At 66.5% G+C, this 18,631-nt stretch carries 14 protein-coding genes; 8 read left to right on the top strand and 6 right to left on the bottom strand.

Annotated features, from left to right (window positions below; genetic code table 11):
* Window positions 1–222: 222 nt before the first annotated feature.
* Window positions 223–4,698: an AAA domain-containing protein gene (locus tag GFS60_RS17785; RefSeq protein ID WP_159923187.1), complete on the top strand. Its 4,476-nt coding sequence runs from the start codon at window positions 223–225 to the stop codon at window positions 4,696–4,698.
* A 12-nt stretch (window positions 4,699–4,710) separates the two neighbouring features.
* Here the strand turns inward: GFS60_RS17785 and GFS60_RS17790 are convergent, their stop codons facing one another.
* A complete protein-coding gene (locus tag GFS60_RS17790) occupies window positions 4,711–5,304 on the bottom strand; it encodes a TetR/AcrR family transcriptional regulator (protein ID WP_159923189.1) in 594 nt (197 codons plus the stop codon).
* A 79-nt stretch (window positions 5,305–5,383) separates the two neighbouring features.
* Here GFS60_RS17790 and GFS60_RS17795 point away from each other — a divergent pair, with 79 nt between their 5' ends.
* Window positions 5,384–5,770, top strand: a complete 387-nt coding sequence (locus GFS60_RS17795; RefSeq protein WP_159923191.1) for a DUF1304 domain-containing protein — start codon at window positions 5,384–5,386, stop codon at window positions 5,768–5,770.
* A 34-nt stretch (window positions 5,771–5,804) separates the two neighbouring features.
* A complete protein-coding gene (locus GFS60_RS17800) occupies window positions 5,805–6,809 on the top strand; it encodes an NADP-dependent oxidoreductase (RefSeq protein WP_159923193.1) in 1,005 nt (334 codons plus the stop codon).
* A gap of 32 nt (window positions 6,810–6,841) precedes the next feature.
* Here the strand turns inward: GFS60_RS17800 and GFS60_RS17805 are convergent, their stop codons facing one another.
* From GFS60_RS17805 to GFS60_RS17825, 5 genes are all read right to left on the bottom strand, one after another.
* Entirely contained in the window at window positions 6,842–8,143 is a 1,302-nt protein-coding gene (locus tag GFS60_RS17805; RefSeq protein ID WP_159918917.1) for an ISL3 family transposase, read from the bottom strand.
* Window positions 8,144–8,240: 97 nt separating this feature from the next.
* Window positions 8,241–9,671: a xylulokinase gene (xylB, locus tag GFS60_RS17810; protein WP_159923195.1), complete on the bottom strand. Its 1,431-nt coding sequence runs from the start codon at window positions 9,669–9,671 to the stop codon at window positions 8,241–8,243.
* A complete protein-coding gene (locus GFS60_RS17815; protein WP_159923197.1) occupies window positions 9,668–10,591 on the bottom strand; it encodes a carbohydrate kinase family protein in 924 nt (307 codons plus the stop codon). The genes xylB and GFS60_RS17815 overlap by 4 nt, the downstream gene beginning before the upstream one ends.
* Entirely contained in the window at window positions 10,588–12,069 is a 1,482-nt protein-coding gene (locus GFS60_RS17820) for a mannitol dehydrogenase family protein (protein ID WP_159923199.1), read from the bottom strand. Before GFS60_RS17820 ends, GFS60_RS17815 begins: the two co-directional genes overlap by 4 nt.
* A 10-nt stretch (window positions 12,070–12,079) precedes the next feature.
* A complete protein-coding gene (locus tag GFS60_RS17825) occupies window positions 12,080–13,084 on the bottom strand; it encodes an NAD(P)-dependent alcohol dehydrogenase (protein WP_159927308.1) in 1,005 nt (334 codons plus the stop codon).
* 151 nt (window positions 13,085–13,235) lie between these two features.
* Here GFS60_RS17825 and GFS60_RS17830 point away from each other — a divergent pair, with 151 nt between their 5' ends.
* From GFS60_RS17830 to GFS60_RS17850, 5 genes are read left to right on the top strand one after another with little or no spacing between them, the layout of a single operon-like run.
* Window positions 13,236–14,258 (top strand): sugar-binding transcriptional regulator, encoded by a 1,023-nt coding sequence (locus GFS60_RS17830; protein ID WP_159923201.1) that lies wholly within the window; start codon window positions 13,236–13,238, stop codon window positions 14,256–14,258.
* 52 nt (window positions 14,259–14,310) lie between these two features.
* Window positions 14,311–15,636 carry an ABC transporter substrate-binding protein gene (locus tag GFS60_RS17835; protein WP_159927310.1) on the top strand — a complete coding sequence of 442 codons (1,326 nt, stop codon included), beginning with the start codon at window positions 14,311–14,313 and terminating at the stop codon, window positions 15,634–15,636.
* A complete protein-coding gene (locus GFS60_RS17840; RefSeq protein WP_159923203.1) occupies window positions 15,633–16,598 on the top strand; it encodes a carbohydrate ABC transporter permease in 966 nt (321 codons plus the stop codon). The genes GFS60_RS17835 and GFS60_RS17840 overlap by 4 nt, the downstream gene beginning before the upstream one ends.
* The gene (locus tag GFS60_RS17845) at window positions 16,598–17,476 is read left to right on the top strand and encodes a carbohydrate ABC transporter permease (protein ID WP_159923205.1); all 879 of its coding nucleotides are present in this window, start codon (window positions 16,598–16,600) and stop codon (window positions 17,474–17,476) included. Before GFS60_RS17840 ends, GFS60_RS17845 begins: the two co-directional genes overlap by 1 nt.
* A 51-nt stretch (window positions 17,477–17,527) precedes the next feature.
* The gene (locus tag GFS60_RS17850; protein WP_159923207.1) at window positions 17,528–18,613 is read left to right on the top strand and encodes an ABC transporter ATP-binding protein; all 1,086 of its coding nucleotides are present in this window, start codon (window positions 17,528–17,530) and stop codon (window positions 18,611–18,613) included.
* Window positions 18,614–18,631 lie beyond the last annotated feature (18 nt).

The raw sequence follows: 18,631 nt of genomic DNA on the forward strand, positions 1-18,631 counted from the left end.
GACAGATACTAGAGACCGAATGGTCCGAATGGAGTGGGGCGGGGACGGGCATCGATGCGCGGTGGTGCCAGGCGACCGTCCAGTCCCTGTGACCTGCGCAACTGCCGGGCGCTCTTCCTGCCTCCGAACGGGGACTACGCCTCGATCTCCTCCCTATCGACCCGATAGTGTGCAGGGCGGGGGCCAGCGCCGACCATCACCGAGAACTCTCAGAGGTTTACATTGTCGAGTCCCGAAACCGACGCCGAGCTTGCAGGCCGCGTCCAGCGGCTGCTGCAGTTCCTGCGCGAAATCGTCAGGGCTCGCACCAAGCCTGTACTGCGTGTCGACCAGCACGAACAGGTGGAATGGCTGTACCTCGAAGGCAGGGTGCTCCGACCCTCGGCAGATGCAGCGCAGGCTGACATCGTCCTCCGAGTGCCCGTCGCTGCCGTGGAGGATCCACCGGCACTGCCGCCCGTTCTGCACGGCTGGGTGGATGCGGCTGCCCGATCCGACAGCTCGCGGCCACAACTGACCTTGAATGCATCGGACGCCTATGCGGAAGACTCCGACGCGGAATACGACGTCCGCCGGGCGTACGAGGTCCGGCAAGCCTTCGACGCGTACCTGCCGCGGTGGAAGGCCTGGGCGGCGACGGATCGCGAACAGCGCCCACACGCCGAGCTGTACCAGTCATTGCAGTCGATGCTGCAGGAGCTCAATGCCCGGCCCGAGTCGATCGAACTTGTCCTCGCCTCCGGTCTGCTCACCGTTCCCGGTGTGGGTCCGGATGCCGGTATCCGCACCCATCTCGTCACGCAGCCCGCGGGGATTTCCCGCGACGTTCGGACAGGTGACCTCCTCGTGCGGTTGACGCCGAGCACAGCGCCTCGGCTCGAAGATTCCCAGCTGCTGACCGGGCTCGGCCTCTACGACAGCTCGCAATCGATGCGACTGCAACAGCAGTTACAGGAGGGCGCGACCTCCCCGCTCAGCCCCGAGATCGGGCAGTTCCTCCGGGAGTGGGCGCCGCTGACGGTCACCACCGCTATCGATGTCCGTGACGCTGTCGAGCCCCCGGACGAGACGGGGACGGCCACCCTCGCCCCCGCACCCGCGCTGGTGCTCCGTAAGCGCAGCGCATTCGCGCTCGTCGAGTACTACGAGAAGATGATCGCCCATCTCGAACGCGACGGTGCCACGGTCCCGCTCGGGCTTGCCCAGCTGGTCGACGCGATCGAGCCGGCGGACCGAGTGACGTGGCTGCAGCGCACGGGTGCTGCCGCGCCCGCCACGCTCGCCGACGACCCTCTGTTCCCCCTCCCCGCCAACGCCGAGCAGTCGCAGATCATCGAGCGCCTCGGTGGAGACAGTGGGGTAGTGGTCGAGGGGCCGCCCGGGACCGGAAAAACCCACACCATCGCGAATCTTGTCTCGGCCCTCCTCGCCCGGGGACAGCGGGTGCTGGTCACCAGCGAGAAGGCTCAGGCTCTGCGTGTGCTCCGCGACAAGCTGCCGCCCGAGATGCAGGAACTGTGCGTCTCGATCACCGACCTCTCGCGCGGTGGATCCGACGAGCTCAACCGCAGTGTCGCGACGATCGCCGAGCGGAAGTCGTCGTTCAACCCGGACAGTGAGGGCAAGCGGATCGCCGATCTGCGGGCCCAGCGGGCGGAGGCAATGCAGAAACGTGCGGTCGTACTCGACCGCGTGACGGCATTGCGCGAGTCCGAGACGTACCTCCACGATCCCGTGGCCGAGGGTTACGAAGGTACGGCCGCCACGATCGTCCGCAAGGTCATGGCACTTCAGGCCGACTTCCAATGGCTCCCCGGACCCCTGCTGAGCGAGGAACCGCCGCTGACGGGCGCCGAGCTCGACACCTTGCGCGCACTGTGTGTGACGGCAACACCGGAACGTGCCCTGCGCTCGCGGCAAAGTCTGCCGCCACTCGACGCACTTCTGCCCAACCGCGCAGAACTCGAACGGCTCTGTGCACGGGCGTCGACCACCGTTCCCATCGACACCCCGCAGTCGGCGCATCTACTGGACGTCCTCGGCGGTGTCGACACCGATACTGCGCACACGGTCCGCCGGCACTGCAAGGAACTGCAGGCCCGGGCTCACGACGTCCTCGAACTCGACGGCAGATTCCACGAACTGGCCGACACGGTTCTCGCTGGTCGGGCCACGCATTTGTGGGGCCGATTGGATGCGCTGCCTGCCATCGTGGAAGCGGCCGCCGCCGCCGACCGCTACATCGGCGCGCACGACGTCCAGTGTTCCGTCATGAGCAGGCCTGCACTCCACGCGGTCGGGGCGCTGGCTGTCGCCATGGAATCCGGTGCCGTGGAATGGAAGTCACGCTTTCGGCGCAGCGACGAGCAGAAGGCCGTCGAGGAGCTCGGCATCGAAGCGACCGTCGACGGACTACCCGCCACCACGGCCGCTGCCGTCCGGCTCGTGACGGAACACCTACGCGCGCACGACGCCGCCCAGACCGCGGCGACACTGTTGGGCGATCTCGGCATTCCGGTGGAGATGAACGGTTCCCGCGCCGTTCAGGTCGACAGCCTCAACCTGATGGTCGGCAGGATCGCGCGGGTGCGTGCCTTGCTCGTGGCGCGGGATGCGCTTGCCCGTGAGCTGTTCGCGCTGTCGCCCACTGCCCCCCGCATGCGCACACTTCGCGACGCCACCGCGGTCGCCGGTGCGGCCGAGGCCATCACCACCCGTACCGACGTCGACAGTGCGCGTGCAGAACTCGACGCCATCGTCTCGGCGGTGTCTGCCGAGATCGACTCGGGTCCCTCCCCCGAGGGCACCGCTCTGGTTTCCGCACTCGATCGCGCCGACAACGCGGCACTGTCCGCTGCCCTCTCGGAATACGCCAGGGCGCGCGCCGAGCAGCACGATCAGTTGCTTTTCGACGAGTTGTCCGACCGCCTCGCCCCCGTGGCCCCGGCTTTCTACGAGCTGGTGCGCCGGACAGCGACGCTTCCCGAATGGGACGAGATGAGCTGGCAGCTGTCGGAGGCCTGGGCGTGGCGTCGTGCGCGTCAGTGGGTCACCGAACAGCACCGCGCCGGGCGCGAGCAGGAACTCGAAGCCGAACTGAACGGCCTCGACGCCGATCTGGCACATCTGACCGCTCGGCTGGCGGCCGCCGCCGCGTGGCGGGACTGCCTCGAGAATCTCACCGCCGACCAGGTCCGGGCGCTGCAAACGTACCGCGAACACATCTCCAACATCGGTGCCGGAGGCGGAAAGTATGCCGAAAAGTACCGCAGTGCAGCCAGATCCGCGATGGGAGAGGCGCAGGGAGCCGTGCCCGCCTGGGTGATGCCGCTGCAGCAGGTCCTCGCGTCCATACCGCCGGTCCCGGGCAGCTTCGACGTCGTCATCGTCGACGAAGCGAGTCAGGCCGACATCACCAACCTCTTCCTGCTGTGGCTGGCACCGCGGGTGATCGTGGTAGGCGACGACAAGCAGTGCGCGCCCGCCGATATCCCCACCAACGGGACGCTCGACGACGTCTTCACCAGATTGGACGCCTACCTTCCGGATCTCCCGGAATACGTGCAAGCGACGCTGACACCCCGGTCGAGCCTGTTCTCCATCCTGCGTACCAGTTTCGGCCAGGTGGTCAGGCTGCGCGAGCATTTCCGGTCGATGCCCGAAATCATCAACTGGTCGAGTACCCAGTTCTACGGTGAGTTGCCGCTGGTGCCGGTGCGGCAGTTCGGTGCAGACCGGCTACCGCCGCTGCGGCACACCTATGTTCCCGATGCCACGGTGTCGGGGAAGGATGCCACGCTCGCCAACCACGTCGAGGCGAAGGCACTCGTCGATCAGCTCATCGAATGCCTCGTCGATCCCCGCTACGACGGAAAGACGTTCGGAATCGTGGTACTGCAAGGACAGTCGCAGGTCGACGCGATCCGCGGCGAATTGGTGCGGCGCATCGGAATCGAGCAGTGGGAGCAACGGCGACTGCGGGTGGGAACACCGCCCGACTTCCAGGGCGATGAACGCAGCGTCGTATTCCTGTCCATGGTGGTGACGCCGGAGCAGCACTTCGTGCCGCTGACGGCCAATCAGTACAAGCGTCGATTCAACGTCGCGGCGTCGCGGGCGCAGGACCAGTTGTGGCTGTTCCACTCGGTGACCGTCGACGAACTGAAGCGGGCCGACCTCCGTAACTCCCTGCTGAGCTACGTCATGTCGACGTCGCCGGCGCCGGCCGAGCCGATGCCCCGAGGGGTGAGCCGAGACGTCCGGACGCCACCGTTCGACAACCTCCTCGAGCAGCGAGTGTTCCACGACATCGCCGAGCGCGGCTATCACGTCAATCCTCAAGTCGAGGTGAACAATCGGCGCATCGACCTCGTGGTGACCGGCGGGACGATGAGGCTGGCCGTCGAATGTGATGCGGACGCCTTCTCCACCACGCCGGCACAGCGCATCGCCGACCTCGAACGCGAGCAGGAACTCAAGCGGTGCGGCTGGACCTTCTGGCGTGTGCGCGAATCCGAGTACTACCTCGACCCGAAGGCGGCGATGGCCGGCCTCTGGGACACCCTGGACAACCTGGGTATCGCCCCCCACGCCGTCGACCACGCCACCGCAATCGAGATGGCGGCCGCCGAGCGGGCGTCCGGAGACGGCGCTCCTCCCGAGCGCGGCAAGCACGCGGCGCCGGCTCTGGCCGACTGACGGGCGGCGCGGTCAGGCAGTCCCGCGCCACTCCTCGAGCTGTTCGATCGCCGTGTGTGCCACCGCGATCGCCTCGTCCCGGTTGATGCGCGAGAGCAGGAACGCGCTGACGGACAACGACGTCAGCAGCCGCGTGCGGTGCTCGACGACGGCGGCAGGCGCGTCCGGATCGAGGGCACGTAGCGCGTGGGTCAGCGCTGCGGACAGTTCACTGCGGTAGGCATCCACGACCATCCGCTGAGTCTCGTCGTGGGCGGCGAACCCGGCAGCGCTGTTGAGGAGTAGGCACCCACGACCCGGGCAGTCCTCGGGGAGCGTGGCCAAAGTCTCGGCGAGAGAGCGGTAGTAGCGCAGGCCCGCGTCGGGCCGGGTGGGCTCGGCGGTGAGGATTTTCAGACGGGGGCGGACGACACGGTCGAGGTAGTCCTGCACCGCGGCGTCGAACAGGCCCCGCTTGCTGCTGAAGGCGTTGTACAGGCTCGAGCGGTTGAGTCCGGTGGCGCGTTCGAGGTCGGGCACCGATGTGGCTTCATAACCCTTGTCCCAGAACACGTCACGTGCGAGGCCGATCACCTCGGCGGTGTCGAAGTCCTGTGTCCGTGGCATGACGATCCTCACTCGCTGTTGTGAAACGCTCATTTCAGTATATATTGAAATGGTCAGTTCACAATCAGGAGGAGCTTGCATGGTTACCGCAGGTCTGGTTCTCGCCGCTCTCGCCAGTGCATTACACGTGTACATCTTCGTGCTCGAGTCGGTGCTGTGGACCGCGCCGCGTACCCGTGCGACCTTCGGCACCACCGCCGACGAGGCCGCCGCCACCAAGGAGCTGGCCTTCAACCAGGGCTTCTACAATCTCTTCCTCGCCATCGTGACCGCAGTCGGCATCGTTGCGGTCGCTGTCGACGCGACTGCGGTGGGTGCTGCCCTCGTCTTCGCAGGTGCCGGATCGATGGTCCTCGCCGCCGCTGTCCTGCTGATTTCTTCACCGGACAAGGCGCGCGCCGCTCTCACCCAGGGCACGCTTCCGTTGCTCGCGGTCCTTCTCCTCGCGCTCGGACTGGCGCTCTAGACATCTTTCGTCAAAGCACTGAAAGGAACTACTCGTGGTATCGAGCACGCAGATTCAACTGATCAACCGGCCGGCGGGCTGGCCCACCCAGGACGACTTCCGGACTGTCACCGTGGAGTTGCCCGACCTCGCGGGTGATCAGGTTCGTGTGGTCAACGAGTTCACCTCCGTCGACCCATACATGCGCGGCCGCATGAACGACGTCAAGTCCTACATTCCGCCGTTCGTGCTGGGGGAGACCATGACCGGTGGCGCAGTCGGGCGCGTCGTCGAGTCGACCGCCGACAGCCACCCCGTCGGCTCCGTCGTGATGCACGACCTGGGATGGCGCGACGTGGCGCAGGGCGATGCCTCCGCATTCCGTGTGGTGGAGGAGATTCCGGGGGTTCCGGTGTCCGCATACCTCGGCATTCTGGGGTTGACGGGCCTCACCGCCTATGTGGGCCTCCTGCACATCGCGCACCTGAAGCCCGGTGACTCCGTGTTCATTTCCGGTGCCGCCGGTGCCGTCGGAACTGCCGCCGGGCAGATCGCCCGCCTCGAAGGCGCCTCCCGGGTCCTCGGATCTGCGGGCTCCGCCGAGAAGGTCGCGCTACTCACCGACCGCTACGGCTACGACATCGCGCTCGACTACAAGGCCGCACCCATCCGCAAGCAGCTGCTCGAAGTCGCGGGTGACGGAATCGACGTCTACTTCGACAACGTCGGCGGCGATCACCTCGAGGCGGCACTCGCCGCCATGCGCAACGGGGGACGAGCCGCGCTGTGCGGCGCGATCGCCGGCTACAACGCCACCGAGCGCGTGCCGGGACCGGACAACATGATGAACATCATCAGCCGCGGTCTCACGTTGCAGGGATTCACGCTGGGCAACTACACCCACGTGTTCCCCGAGTTCGCCGCCAAGATGGGACCGTGGCTCGCGTCCGGTGACGTGGTGCACGACGAGACGGTGGTCGAGGGCATCGAGAATTCGGTGGACGCATTCCTCCAGCTCATGCGTGGTGGAAACGTCGGGAAGATGCTGGTCAAGGTGTAGGCGGCTCCGCCGCCCGTGCGCCTTTTTGGGCTCTACTGACTCATTCGTGGGTGGATTCGGCCGGGTAATTGTGGGCGGGCGCCCCCGAGGCTGAGCATCGCGAGTGCGATGACGGCCTCGGGGGTGTGGAACCCGAATCCGCGGCGGGTGATGAGGCGAATCTTGGTATTGACCGATTCGATCCGACCGTTCGAGAGCCCGTGCTCGATGGCGGCGAGGATCGCGGGTCTGTGGACGAGGATGCTTTTCTGCAACGCGACGAACGCCGGGATCCGGCACCGCCGGGCCCAGTCGATCCAGCGGTCGAGTTCGGCAGCGGCCTGCTCGACCGGGAGCTGGAAGATCAACCGCAAACTCTCCTTGAGCCGGTAGCCGCGGTGCAGGACCGGATCGTGGAGTTCGATCCACCGCAGCACCGCCTGCTGCTGCGCGGTGAGGGCGTCCGGGTTCTTCAGCAACGCCCACCGGCTGCGTTTGACCGACCGAGCCGGGCCGGCCTTCGGGCGACGCCGCGGTTTCCACCCACCGCCGCGGGAGGCGTTCTCGGTGGACCGTGCCCGGTTCCACGCCGCCCGCCGCACCGTGTCGAGGGCCTCGGTGGCCCAGGCGACCACATGGAACGGATCCGCGCAGCGCACCGCATCCGGGCAGAACCGGGTCACCACCGACCCGATCCATCCGGCCGCGTCCGAGGTGACGTGGGTGATCTTCGCGCACCGTTCGGGCCCGAGCAGGTCGAAGAACCCGGACAGGGTCGCCGCGTCACGGCCCGGGGCCGCCCACACCAGCCGGCCGGAGTCGTGGTCGACGACGACCGTCAGATACTTGTGGCCCTTCTTGTACGAGATCTCGTCGATCCCGATCCGCCGCAGCCCCGCCAGCGGGTCCCGGGCGGGTGTGGTGTCGGCCCACACCCGGTCCACGATCGTCCCGACCGTGCGCCACGCGGTGCGCATCAACTCACACGTCGCGGCCTTCGAGGTATGGGTGGCGAGCCACGCCACCGTCTGGTCGAACGCGTAGGTGTGCCCGGCCCGGTGCCGGGCCCAGGGCACCGCGGCCACCGTGACTCCGTGTTCGCGGCAGCACACCCGCGGTGCGTCGGCCTCGACGAAGGTGCGGACCAGGCCGCAGTCCGGGCCGCGCCACCGCCGCCGACCGGTGCCACCGTCGTAACCGGGGCTCCGACGACCACACACCCCGCACCGGGACCGGGCCCGGGCCTGCGGCCGGACCGCGACGATCACCGCCCCGGCCGTGTCGTCGAAATCGACGCCCTCGATCACCGTCTTTTCGACACCCAACACCTGACGCCATATCCTGGCTTCGCGCACGCCGTTCCCCACATATGTAGCCGACTGACCCTAGACAAGCCAGAACGCTACTGGGACAACGGCGTGCGCCCTCACCCGCACCGAACTCCACCCACGATCACAGCAGTAGAGCCCCTTTTTGGTTGCTACAGCTACCAGAAAGGCGCACAGGCGCGGAGCGCCTATAGCGTTCGCGGACGGCGGGGGCAGGGTCGGCCTCGTAACGCTGGGTGGAGGTCTGATTCCACTTGGGTGGTTGCGTGGTGCCGGCGAGTGTCCACGCAGCCTGACGGCACGCGCCGACGGCGACGTACTCGCCGGGTTGCGGCACCAGGACGGGCGCACCGAAGATGGCCGGGGCGATCTCACGGAGTGCACGCGAGCGTGCGCCGCCACCGACGAGCAGGATCCGGCGCACGGCGACACCCTGCGCGACCAGGTGGTCGATTCCGTCGGCCAACCCGCACAGCAACCCTTCGACGGCCGCCCGCGCGAGGTGGGCGGGCGTCGAATTGTTCAGCTGCAGGCCCTCTATCGACCCGGTGGCGTCCGGTCGGTTCGGTGTGCGTTCGCCTTCGAAGTACGGCACCATCACCAGGCCGCCGCTGCCGGACGGTGCCGACAGCGCAAGCCGCGACAGCTCTTCGTGATCGACGCCGAGTAGTGCTGCGGTGGCGTCGAGTACCCGCGCCGCGTTGAGTGTGCAGACGAGCGGCAGATGGCGTCCGGTCGCGTCGGCGAACCCTGCGACGAAACCGCCGGGGTCGTTGGCCGGTATGTCCGACACCGCGGACACCACCCCCGATGTGCCCACCGAGACGATGACGTCACCCTCCTGTGCGTCCAGAGCGAGTGCGGCAGCGGCGTTGTCACCTGTTCCGGGGCCGAGTACCGCGCCCGACCGCGTCTCGCCGATCCGCTCGGACGGTGCTGCCACTCGGGGCACCTGCACGGAGCGGCCACGGAGGGCCAGCGACAACAGGTCGGGTCGATACTCGTTGGCCGCGGCCGAGAAGTATCCGGTGCCGCTCGCGTCACCGCGGTCGGTGGCCAGGGCATCGAGATCGCGGGCACCGGTGAGCTGCCAGCCGATCCAGTCGTGCGGCAGGCACACCGCGGCCGTCCGGTCTGCCAGTGTCGGTTCGGAATCCGCGAGCCATCGCAGCTTGCTGACGGTGATGGCCGCGAGCGGGACGACACCCACGGCGCCCGCCCAGGCGTCGGGACCGCCGAGGTCCTCCACCAACTGTGTAGCAGCCTCCGCCGACCGGGTGTCGTTCCACAGCAGCGCCGGGCGTACCACCGACCCGCTGTCGTCGAGGCACACCATGCCGTGTTGCTGGGCTCCCACCGACACCGCCGCGACGTCGTCGAGACCACCGGCCGCGGTGATCGCGGTGTCCAGGGCCCGCGCCCATTCCTGCGGGTGTACTTCGGTCCCGTCGGGATGTGGCGCTGTGCCCTTGCGGACGAGTTCTCCGGTGTCGGCGTCGCAGACGAGCACTTTGCACGACTGGGTCGACGAGTCGATTCCTGCGACGAGGGTCATTGCAGAATCCTGGCCTCTCGGTCGAGCGTCTCGCGGTCGGGAAGGTCTGCGCCGGCCTTGGCGACGGTGAGGGCGGACATGAGGACGGCGTTGGCCAGTACGGTGCGTAGCCGTGCGGGATCGAGTGAGCGCAGGGCGCCAGGGTGTTTCGCGCCGAGTAAGCCCTGGGACCAGAAGCCGTCGAGCAGTCCGGCCATGAAGGCGTCACCGGCGCCGACGGTGTCGATCACCTGAACCTCGCGCGCGGCCATCTCGACGACACCCGCCGCGCACACCGCGAAAGCGCCCTCGGAGCCTTTCGTCACGGCGACCACTGCGGGTCCGAGCGCCAACCAGTCGCGGGCGATGTCGACGGGGTCCCGGGTCGGGTCGAACCAGGCGAGGTCCTCGTCGCTGGCCTTGACGATGTCGGACATCGACACGAGGTGCTCGATTCGTTCCCGGGCCCGTACCTCGTCGGTAATCAGTGCGGTCCGGACGTTCGGGTCGAAACTGATGGTCGCCGAGGAGCGGAGGCGGTAGAGGATATCGGCCACCACGGCACATCCGGGTTCCATCACAGCGGCAATGGATCCGGTGTGAACCAGCTCCGGAGTCGAGGCCCAGGCGGGAGCGGGCAGCGCCCATTCGAGGTCGAACTCGTAGGTGGCCGCACCTGTCGGGTCGAGTGTCGCCCGGGCGGTGGCCGTGGACTCTGCGGACATGCTTCCCGACGCCACGCGGACGCCCGACGCCGCGAGGTGATCGAGGATCATTCGTCCCCGTGCGTCCTCCCCGATGCGGGTGACGAACTCGACCGGTCTGCCGAGGCGGGCGAGTCCGACCGCCACGTTGAGGGGGCTGCCCCCGGCGTACTCGGTGGTGGTGCCGTCGGCAGCGGTGACGATGTCGATGAGGGCTTCCCCGACGACCATGCTCATGACTGCACCTTCTCGAGCAGGGATTCGAGTGTTTTTCGCGCACCGACCCGGTGTAGCGAATCGAGTGCCCACAGATAGGCGGTGACGAACCGTGGATAGTCGGCCAGATCGCCGAAGACCGATTGGTTCTCGATGAAGGCCGTGGGGTTCTCGTGCTGGCTGCGTGCGATCGGCACGAGGGAGTCCTTCAACTGGTCGACGACGTCGATGGGTTCGCCGTCCTCGTCCACTCCCTCGGCGTACCGGGCCCAGCTCGCGACGACCGCGGCAGACAGTCGAATGTGCCGGTCGGCTATCAAATTCTCGCGGATCACCGGCAGCAGCCACTTCGGGATGCGGTCCGAGGACTCGGCGCACAGGCGGGCGACGGTGTCGCGGATCTCCGGGTTCGAGAAGCGCTCGATGAGCGTGCGCTTGTACTCGTCGAGGTCGACCCCGGGAACCGGCGCCAGGGTAGGCGTGGCCTCGTCGTCCATGTAGGACAACAGATATTCGGCGAACAGCGGATCCTGCGCGACCTCGTGCACGAGGCGATACCCGGAGAGGTACCCGAAATAGCAGAGGGCCTGATGACTCGCATTGAGCAGGCGGAGTTTCATCAGTTCGTAGGGTGCCACATCGTCCACCAACTGCACGCCGACCTGCTCGAACGGCGGCCGGCCCAGAACGAACGCGTCTTCGAGAACCCAGGAGGTGAACGGTTCGGCGGCGACGGGCCACTGGTCGTCGACGCCGAATCGAGTCGAGAGTGCCTGCGTTACTTCCGCGGTGGTCACCGGGGTGATCCGGTCGACCATGGAGTTGGGGAAGGAGGTCTCGGTGCGCATCCACGCCGCGAGTTCCGGAGCTTTCATCTCGGCGTAGGCGAGGAACATCTTGCGCGCCACGGTGCCGTTTCCCTCGATGTTGTCGCACGACATGATGGTCGGCGACGCCAGTCCGCGGGCCCGTCGACGGGCCAGTGCTTCCACGATGAGCCCGAATGTGCTTGTCGGCGCGGCACCGTCGCGGAGATCGTGGACGATGTCGGGGTTCTCGCGGTCGAACTCGCCGGTGTCGTGGGTGAAGTTGTAGCCGCCCTCCGTGATCGTGAGCGAGACGATCCGGGTGGATTCGGCGGCGATCTTTTCGATCACCGCTTCCGGGTCGCCCGGCGCGAAGAGGTAGTCGACGATGGAGCCGATGACGCTCACGTCCCAGGTCCCGTCGGCATGTTTCAGGGCCAGGGTATAGAGCCCGTCCTGTGCCTCGAGTACGTTCTTCATGCGCCGATCGCCGGGCAGAACCCCGACTCCGCAGATGCCCCACTCGCTGGCCTGCCCGAGGCGTAGCAGCTTGTCGACGTACATCGCCTGGTGTGCACGGTGAAAGCCGCCGACCCCGAAATGCACTATCCCGACGGAGATGTCGTTTCGGTCGTAGGTGGGTACTTCGACTGCATCGCTGAGCCGCTCCAGCGTCTGCGCGTTCAGTTGCATCGCTCTCTCCTCATTCCTGGACGCGTACGACGGCCTTGAGGCTGCCCGGCATCCGGTCTGCATTCAATGCTTGTTCGGCCTCGGCCAACGGGTACTTTCCGGTGACCATCGAATCGAGGTCGACCCGGCCGGACCGGGCGAGTGCGATCGCGGCGGGCCAGGTGTTGGCGTACCGGAAGACGCCGGTGAGTATCAGTTCCCGGTTCTGGATCGTCTGCACCGGAAGTGTCATCTCGCTCGAACCCATGCCCACCAGGACGACGGTGCCCGCCGGCCGGACCGCGCCGATTCCGGCCAGCACGGCGCTCGGCGCTCCGGACGCGTCGACGAAGGCATCCACCTGGAGGGCCGACACGTCCTGCTCGCGCGGGTCGAGCACGGTGGTGGCGCCGAATTTGGCGGCCACGGCCCGCCTTTGTGCGTCGAGATCGGAGACGATCACCTCTGTGGCGCCGAAGGCCAGTGCCGTTTGCGCCGTGGCGATTCCGATCGGGCCGGCGCCCACGATGAGCACCCGCGACCCCGCGGTCAGCCCGGCTTTCCGGGCCGTGGCGATGGCCACCGACAGCGGCTCGCACAGTGCTGCCGCGTCGTCGGACATCTCGTCGGGGACGGCGTGCGCGAAGGCGGCGCCGATCGTCACGTACTCGGCCAGCGCCCCGTCGATCGGCGGGGTCGCATAGAACTGCATGTGCGGGCAGAGGTTGTAGAGGCCTCGGCGGGTCTCGTCGCTAGCGGGATCGGGGCGCTGGGGTTCGATCGACACCCGCTGCCCGATCCGGTCTGTCGCGACGCCCTCGCCGACACCGACGATGGTGCCCGACGCCTCGTGGCCGAGAACGATGGGCTGCTCGACGACGAACTCCCCGATGCGTCCCTCGCGGTAGTAGTGCGCATCGGATCCGCAGACGCCGACCGAGGAGACCTGCACCAGCACGTCGCCGGGACCGGGAGTGGGTACCGCGCGCTCGCTGATCTCGATGCGACCGGGTTCGACGAGCACGCTGGCACGCATCGTGCTGGGGATACTCGAGGGAAGTGTTGTGTGGGTCACACCTCGATGCTAACGTACTGAGCAGAAGAACGCATAGTGATCATTTGCTCACGGGCTTCTCGGGCATCCGAAGTACCGCTCCGCGGCCCCGAGATCATGGCGAGGAGAACCAGTGACATCCCCCGACGCGACGGCACCGACGCCGTCTCTCACCGCAGTCCCGTCACCGTCCACCACCGAAGATCTGCGACTCGCGTTACGAGCGGCAACGCTCTACTACCTCGACGGGCTGACACAGGCCGAGGTCGCGACACGGCTCGGCGTTTCCCGGCCCACCGCGGGCCGCTTGGTTGCCCGCGCCAAGGCGCAGGGCTTGGTCCGCATCGAGGTGCAGGTTCCGGCGCATCTCAGTGACGCCCTGCGCTCCGACGAGGAACGTGCTCTCGAAGAACGGTTCAACCTGGTCGAAGCGGTAGTGGTTGCCGACTCGGTGGACGCCGCCGGCCCGATCGACCAACACGGCAGCTTTGCCGGGGTAGGACGTGCTGCTGCGTCGTTGCTCGTGCGGCGGATCCGCGACACCGACACGCTCGGTTTCACCTGGGGCCCGGAAACGGTGGCCGTGGCGCAGGGTCTGCCCTCCGGTGCGGCGGTGTGCGCCACCGTTGCGCAGCTCGACGGTTCGGTGAGTGCCATCAACTATCAGACCGGCACCGAGTACGTCCTCGGTAGGTGTGCTGAACAATTGCAGGCGAACACTATTCGGCTTCCCGTTCCGCTGTACGCGGATAGGTCCACGGTGGTATCCATGCGGGAAGACTCGGTGATCTCCAAGGCGCTCGAGGTCGGTCGCACGGCTCAGATGATGATGTTCGGCACCGGCGCGGTCTCCACGTCGACCACGTTGTTCGAGGGAAGCTTCCTCGACACCGACATGCTCTCCGTACTTACCGACCTCGGCGCGGTCGGCGAGGTGGGTGGCCGTTTCTTCCGGCTCGACGGCACGGACGTGGATGGGCCGCTGAACGAGCGGGCCATGTCTGTTCCACTCGACGACATCCGGGCCTGCGAGGGATCGATCCTCGTCACGGGTGGGGCCGCGAAACATCATGCGGCACTGGGTGCCCTCAACGGCGGACTGGCCAAGATGCTGGTCTGCGACATCGAATGCGCGCGTTGGCTGCTCGATCAGTAGCACCACGCAAGAGAGGTGAAAATCGGTGAAGAAACACAGGAAACCGGCCACGATGCTGGTGGCGGGCGCGGGAGCGCTCTGCCTCACGCTCAGTGGTTGCGCGGGCGCCGGATCGCTGGGCGCGTCGGAACAGACCATCACCATTGCGATGGTCTCCAACTCGCAGATGCAAGATGCCCAGAAGCTCGCGTCGCAGTTCGAGGAGGAGAACCCCGACATCGACCTGAAGTTCGTGACGCTGTCGGAGAATCAGGCGCGCGCAAAGATTACCGCATCCACGGCAACCGGTGGCGGCGAGTTCGACGTCGTGATGATCAGCAATTACGAGACTCCGCAATGGGCCAAGTACGGCTGGTTGAAGAATCTGTCGGAGTACGCCCAGGCGACCGAGGGGTACGACGAGTCCGACTTCATCCCCACCCTGCGCGAGTCGCTGTCCTACGAGGGGAACATGTACTCGGTGCCGTTCTACGGCGAGTCCTCGTTCCTGATGTACCGCAAGGACCTGTTCGAGCAGGCCGGCATCACCCTGTCGGAGAAGCCGACGTGGACCGAGGTCGCCGCAGCCGCACGGCAACTCGACTCCGAGGACATGGCCGGCATCTGCCTCCGTGGCAAGCCGGGCTGGGGTGAATTGCTCGCACCGCTCGACACCGTCATCAACACGTTCGGTGGCCGCTGGTTCGACGAGGACTGGAATGCGCAGCTCACCAGTCCGGAGGTGGAACGCGCCGTGCAGTTCTACGTCGACCTGGTGCGCGAGTACGGCGAGCCCGGTGCCGCGACGAGCGGTTTCGGTGAGTGCGCCACACAGCTGGCTCAGGGGCAGGTGGCGATGTGGTACGACTCGACGTCCGCGGTGTCCACCCTGGAGGATCCGTCGTCGAGCGCCGTCGTCGGCAAGATCGGGTACGCACCCGCACCGATCGAGGTGAAAGACAACTCCGGCTGGCTGTACAGCTGGTCACTCGGAATACCCGAGAGCAGCGACAACCCCGATGCGGCGTGGAAGTTCATCTCGTGGATGACCGACAAGGAATACATACGTACGGTCGGCGAAGATCTGGGCTGGGAGCGGGTGCCCCCGGGCAGCCGGCTGTCGACCTATGAGATTCCCGAGTACAAGCAGGCCTCGGCGGCCTACGGTCCGCTGACGCTCGAGGCGATCGAAAACGCGACACCGGAGGCGCCCACCGTGCAACCGGTTCCGTACACGGGGGTGCAGTTCCTGGCGATCCCGGAGTTCCAGGATCTCGGAACCCGCGTCAGCCAGCAGATCAGCGCGGCCATCGCGGGCCAGCAGACCGTGCCCGAGGCGCTCGCCCAGGCACAGCAGTACGCCGAGGTCGTCGGCGCGACATATCGGGAGGAACAGTGACCACCATCGCGGAGAAACCGGCCGCGGACACCACCGCCGACCGGGTGCGAGAACTGCGGGAGGCCAAGGACGACAGCGTCTCCCGCGCCGAAGGATGGCGTCGCCGAGGGCCGTTGCTGCCCGCCCTGATCTTCATGATCGTGGTGACCCAGATCCCGTTCCTGTTCACGCTGTACTACTCGACGCAATCCTGGAACCTGGTCCGTCCGGGGTCCCAGGCCTTCGTCGGACTGCAGAATTACGTGGACGTGTTCAAGGACAGCCAGTTCCGTGAAGTTGCGGTCAACACCGTCATTCTGATCGTCGGAACCGTGCTGATCTCTGTGGTGCTCGGACTGCTGCTCGCGCTGCTGCTCGACCGCGCCTTCCTCGGCCGGGGCATCGTCCGTACCCTCCTGATCACCCCGTTCCTGGTGACGCCTGTTGCCGGTGCGCTGCTGTGGAAGACCACGATGTTCGACCCGGTGTTCGGCATCGTCAACTTCGTCCTCTCCCCGTTCGGGGTGGGACAGGTCGACTGGGTCAGCAGATTCCCGCTCCCCGCGGTCATGGTGAACCTGATCTGGCAGTGGACGCCCTTCATGATGCTGCTGATCCTGGCCGGTCTGCAGTCCATGCCGCGCGACATTCTCGAGGCGGCGCGGGTGGACGGCGCCAAGCCGTTCGCGATGTTCCGCGAACTGACCCTCCCGCATCTGCGCCGGTTCATCGAACTGGGTGCGGTGCTGGGTGCGATCTACCTGATCAACACGTTCGACGCCATCTACATGATGACCCAGGGCGGGCCCGGCACGGCCAGTGCCAACCTGCCTTTCTACATCTATCAGCGCGCGTTCCTCGGATTCGACATCGGGCAGGCCGCCGCGATGGGCGTCATCGTCGTGATCGCGACCATCGTCGTCGCGACTCTGGCGTTGCGCCTGATCTTCAAGAGCTTTACCGGTAACGAGGAGGCAGCGTAATGAGTACCGACACTGCGGCGGCGCCGGTGGAATCCACTCCCGCCGTCCCGGCGACGAAGCGGGCGCGCAAGCACCGCAAGTTCAGCCCGTGGAGCGTGGTGGCGTGGATCGTGGCCCTCGGCTTCTTCTTCCCGGTGGCCTGGATGGTGCTCACCGCGTTCAAGCAGGAGGGTGACGCCTACACGACCCCGCCGAAGCTGTTCTTCACGCCCACCCTGGACCAGTTCACGGCAGTGCTCGAGAGCGGAATTGGTATCGCACTGCTCAATTCGGCATTCGCGACCGCCATGTCGACGATCCTCGTGCTGGTACTGGGTGTGCCGGCGGCGTTCGCGCTGTCGCTGCGGCCGGTACGTAAGACGAAGGACGCCCTGTTCTTCTTCATCAGCACGAAAATGTTGCCGATCGTGGCCGCAATCATCCCGCTGTACGTGATCGTCAACGACATCGGCCTGCTCGACAACATCTGGGCGCTGGTCATCCTGTACACGGCGATGAACCTGCCCATCGCGGTGTGGATGATGCGCTCGTTCTTCCTCGAGGTCCCGGGCGAACTGCTCGAGGCGGCGAGCATGGACGGTGCGAGCCTGTGGACGTCGGTGCGTGAGGTAATTCTTCCGCTCGTGTCTCCCGGCATCGCGGCCACCGCGTTGATCTGTGTGATCTTCTCGTGGAACGAGTTCTTCTTCGCGGTCAACCTCACCGCCGTTCAGGCGCAGACCATTCCGGTGTTCCTCGTCGGATTCATCACCGGTGAGGGACTGTACTGGGCCCGGCTGTCGGCAGCGGCGACGCTGGCGGCGCTCCCGGTCATCCTGGCCGGCTGGGTGGCGCAGAACAAGCTGGTGCGCGGCCTGTCCTTCGGCGCGATCAAATGATCACCCCGGCAATCACTTCCCCCGACTTCGGTACTCACAAGAGGAGCAATCATGGCTGACATCGCGTACAAGGGCGCATCCTGCATCTACGAGAACGCCGACACGCTGGCGGTCGATTCGCTCGACCTCGAGATCGAAGACGGCGAGTTCATCGTCCTCGTCGGACCGTCCGGTTCCGGCAAGAGCACGGCACTGCGCATGCTCGCCGGCCTCGAGGACATCGACGAGGGCACCATCACCATCAACGGCAAGGACATGGTAGGTGTGCCGTCGAAGGACCGCGACATCGCGATGGTGTTCCAGAACTACGCTCTCTACCCGAACAAGACGGTGGGCGAGAACATGGGATTCGCGCTAAAGATGCGCGGGGTCGGACTCGAGGAACGCAAGCGGAAGGTGGCCGAGGCGGCCAAGGTTCTCGACCTCACCGAATACCTCGATCGTAAACCGGGCAAGCTGTCCGGCGGCCAGCGGCAGCGCGTCGCGATGGGACGCGCGATCGTGCGTGAACCACAGGTGTTCTGCATGGACGAACCACTGTCCAACCTCGACGCCAAATTGCGCGTCCAGACGCGTACCCAGATAGCGGCATTGCAGCGCAGGCTCGGCACCACCACCGTCTACGTCACCCACGACCAGGTCGAGGCCATGACGATGGGTGACCGGGTTGCCGTCCTGAAGAACGGGAAACTGCAGCAGTTCTCGGCGCCGACCGAGCTCTACGACCGGCCGAACAACGCCTTCGTCGCCGGCTTCATCGGGTCACCGGCCATGAACCTCATGACCATGCCCATCGTCAGCGACGGGGTGCGCCTCGGAAACTCGACGCTTGCTCTCGAACGCGACCAGCTCTCGACGCTGCACTCCGCCGGGCTGGACACCGTCACGGTCGGTGTCCGTCCCGAGCAGTTGGAACTCTCGACCGGAGAGGGCGGCATCGAGGTGATCGTCGACCTGGTCGAGGAACTGGGGAGTGAATCGTACGTTCACACCCACATCGCCGGCGACGGTACGCACCTGACCGCCCGTTCACTGACCCGCACCCCCGCGCGGCTGGCCGACACGGTGTCCCTGCGCAAACGCGACGGAGCGGTGCACCTGTTCCACCCGGAAACGGGGGAGCGGATCGGCGACTAGAGCGTGGGCTGGCTCGAC

It is taken from the genome of Rhodococcus sp. WAY2 (genome assembly GCF_009859915.1).
Taxonomy (GTDB): Bacteria; Actinomycetota; Actinomycetes; order Mycobacteriales; family Mycobacteriaceae; genus Rhodococcus_F; species Rhodococcus_F oxybenzonivorans.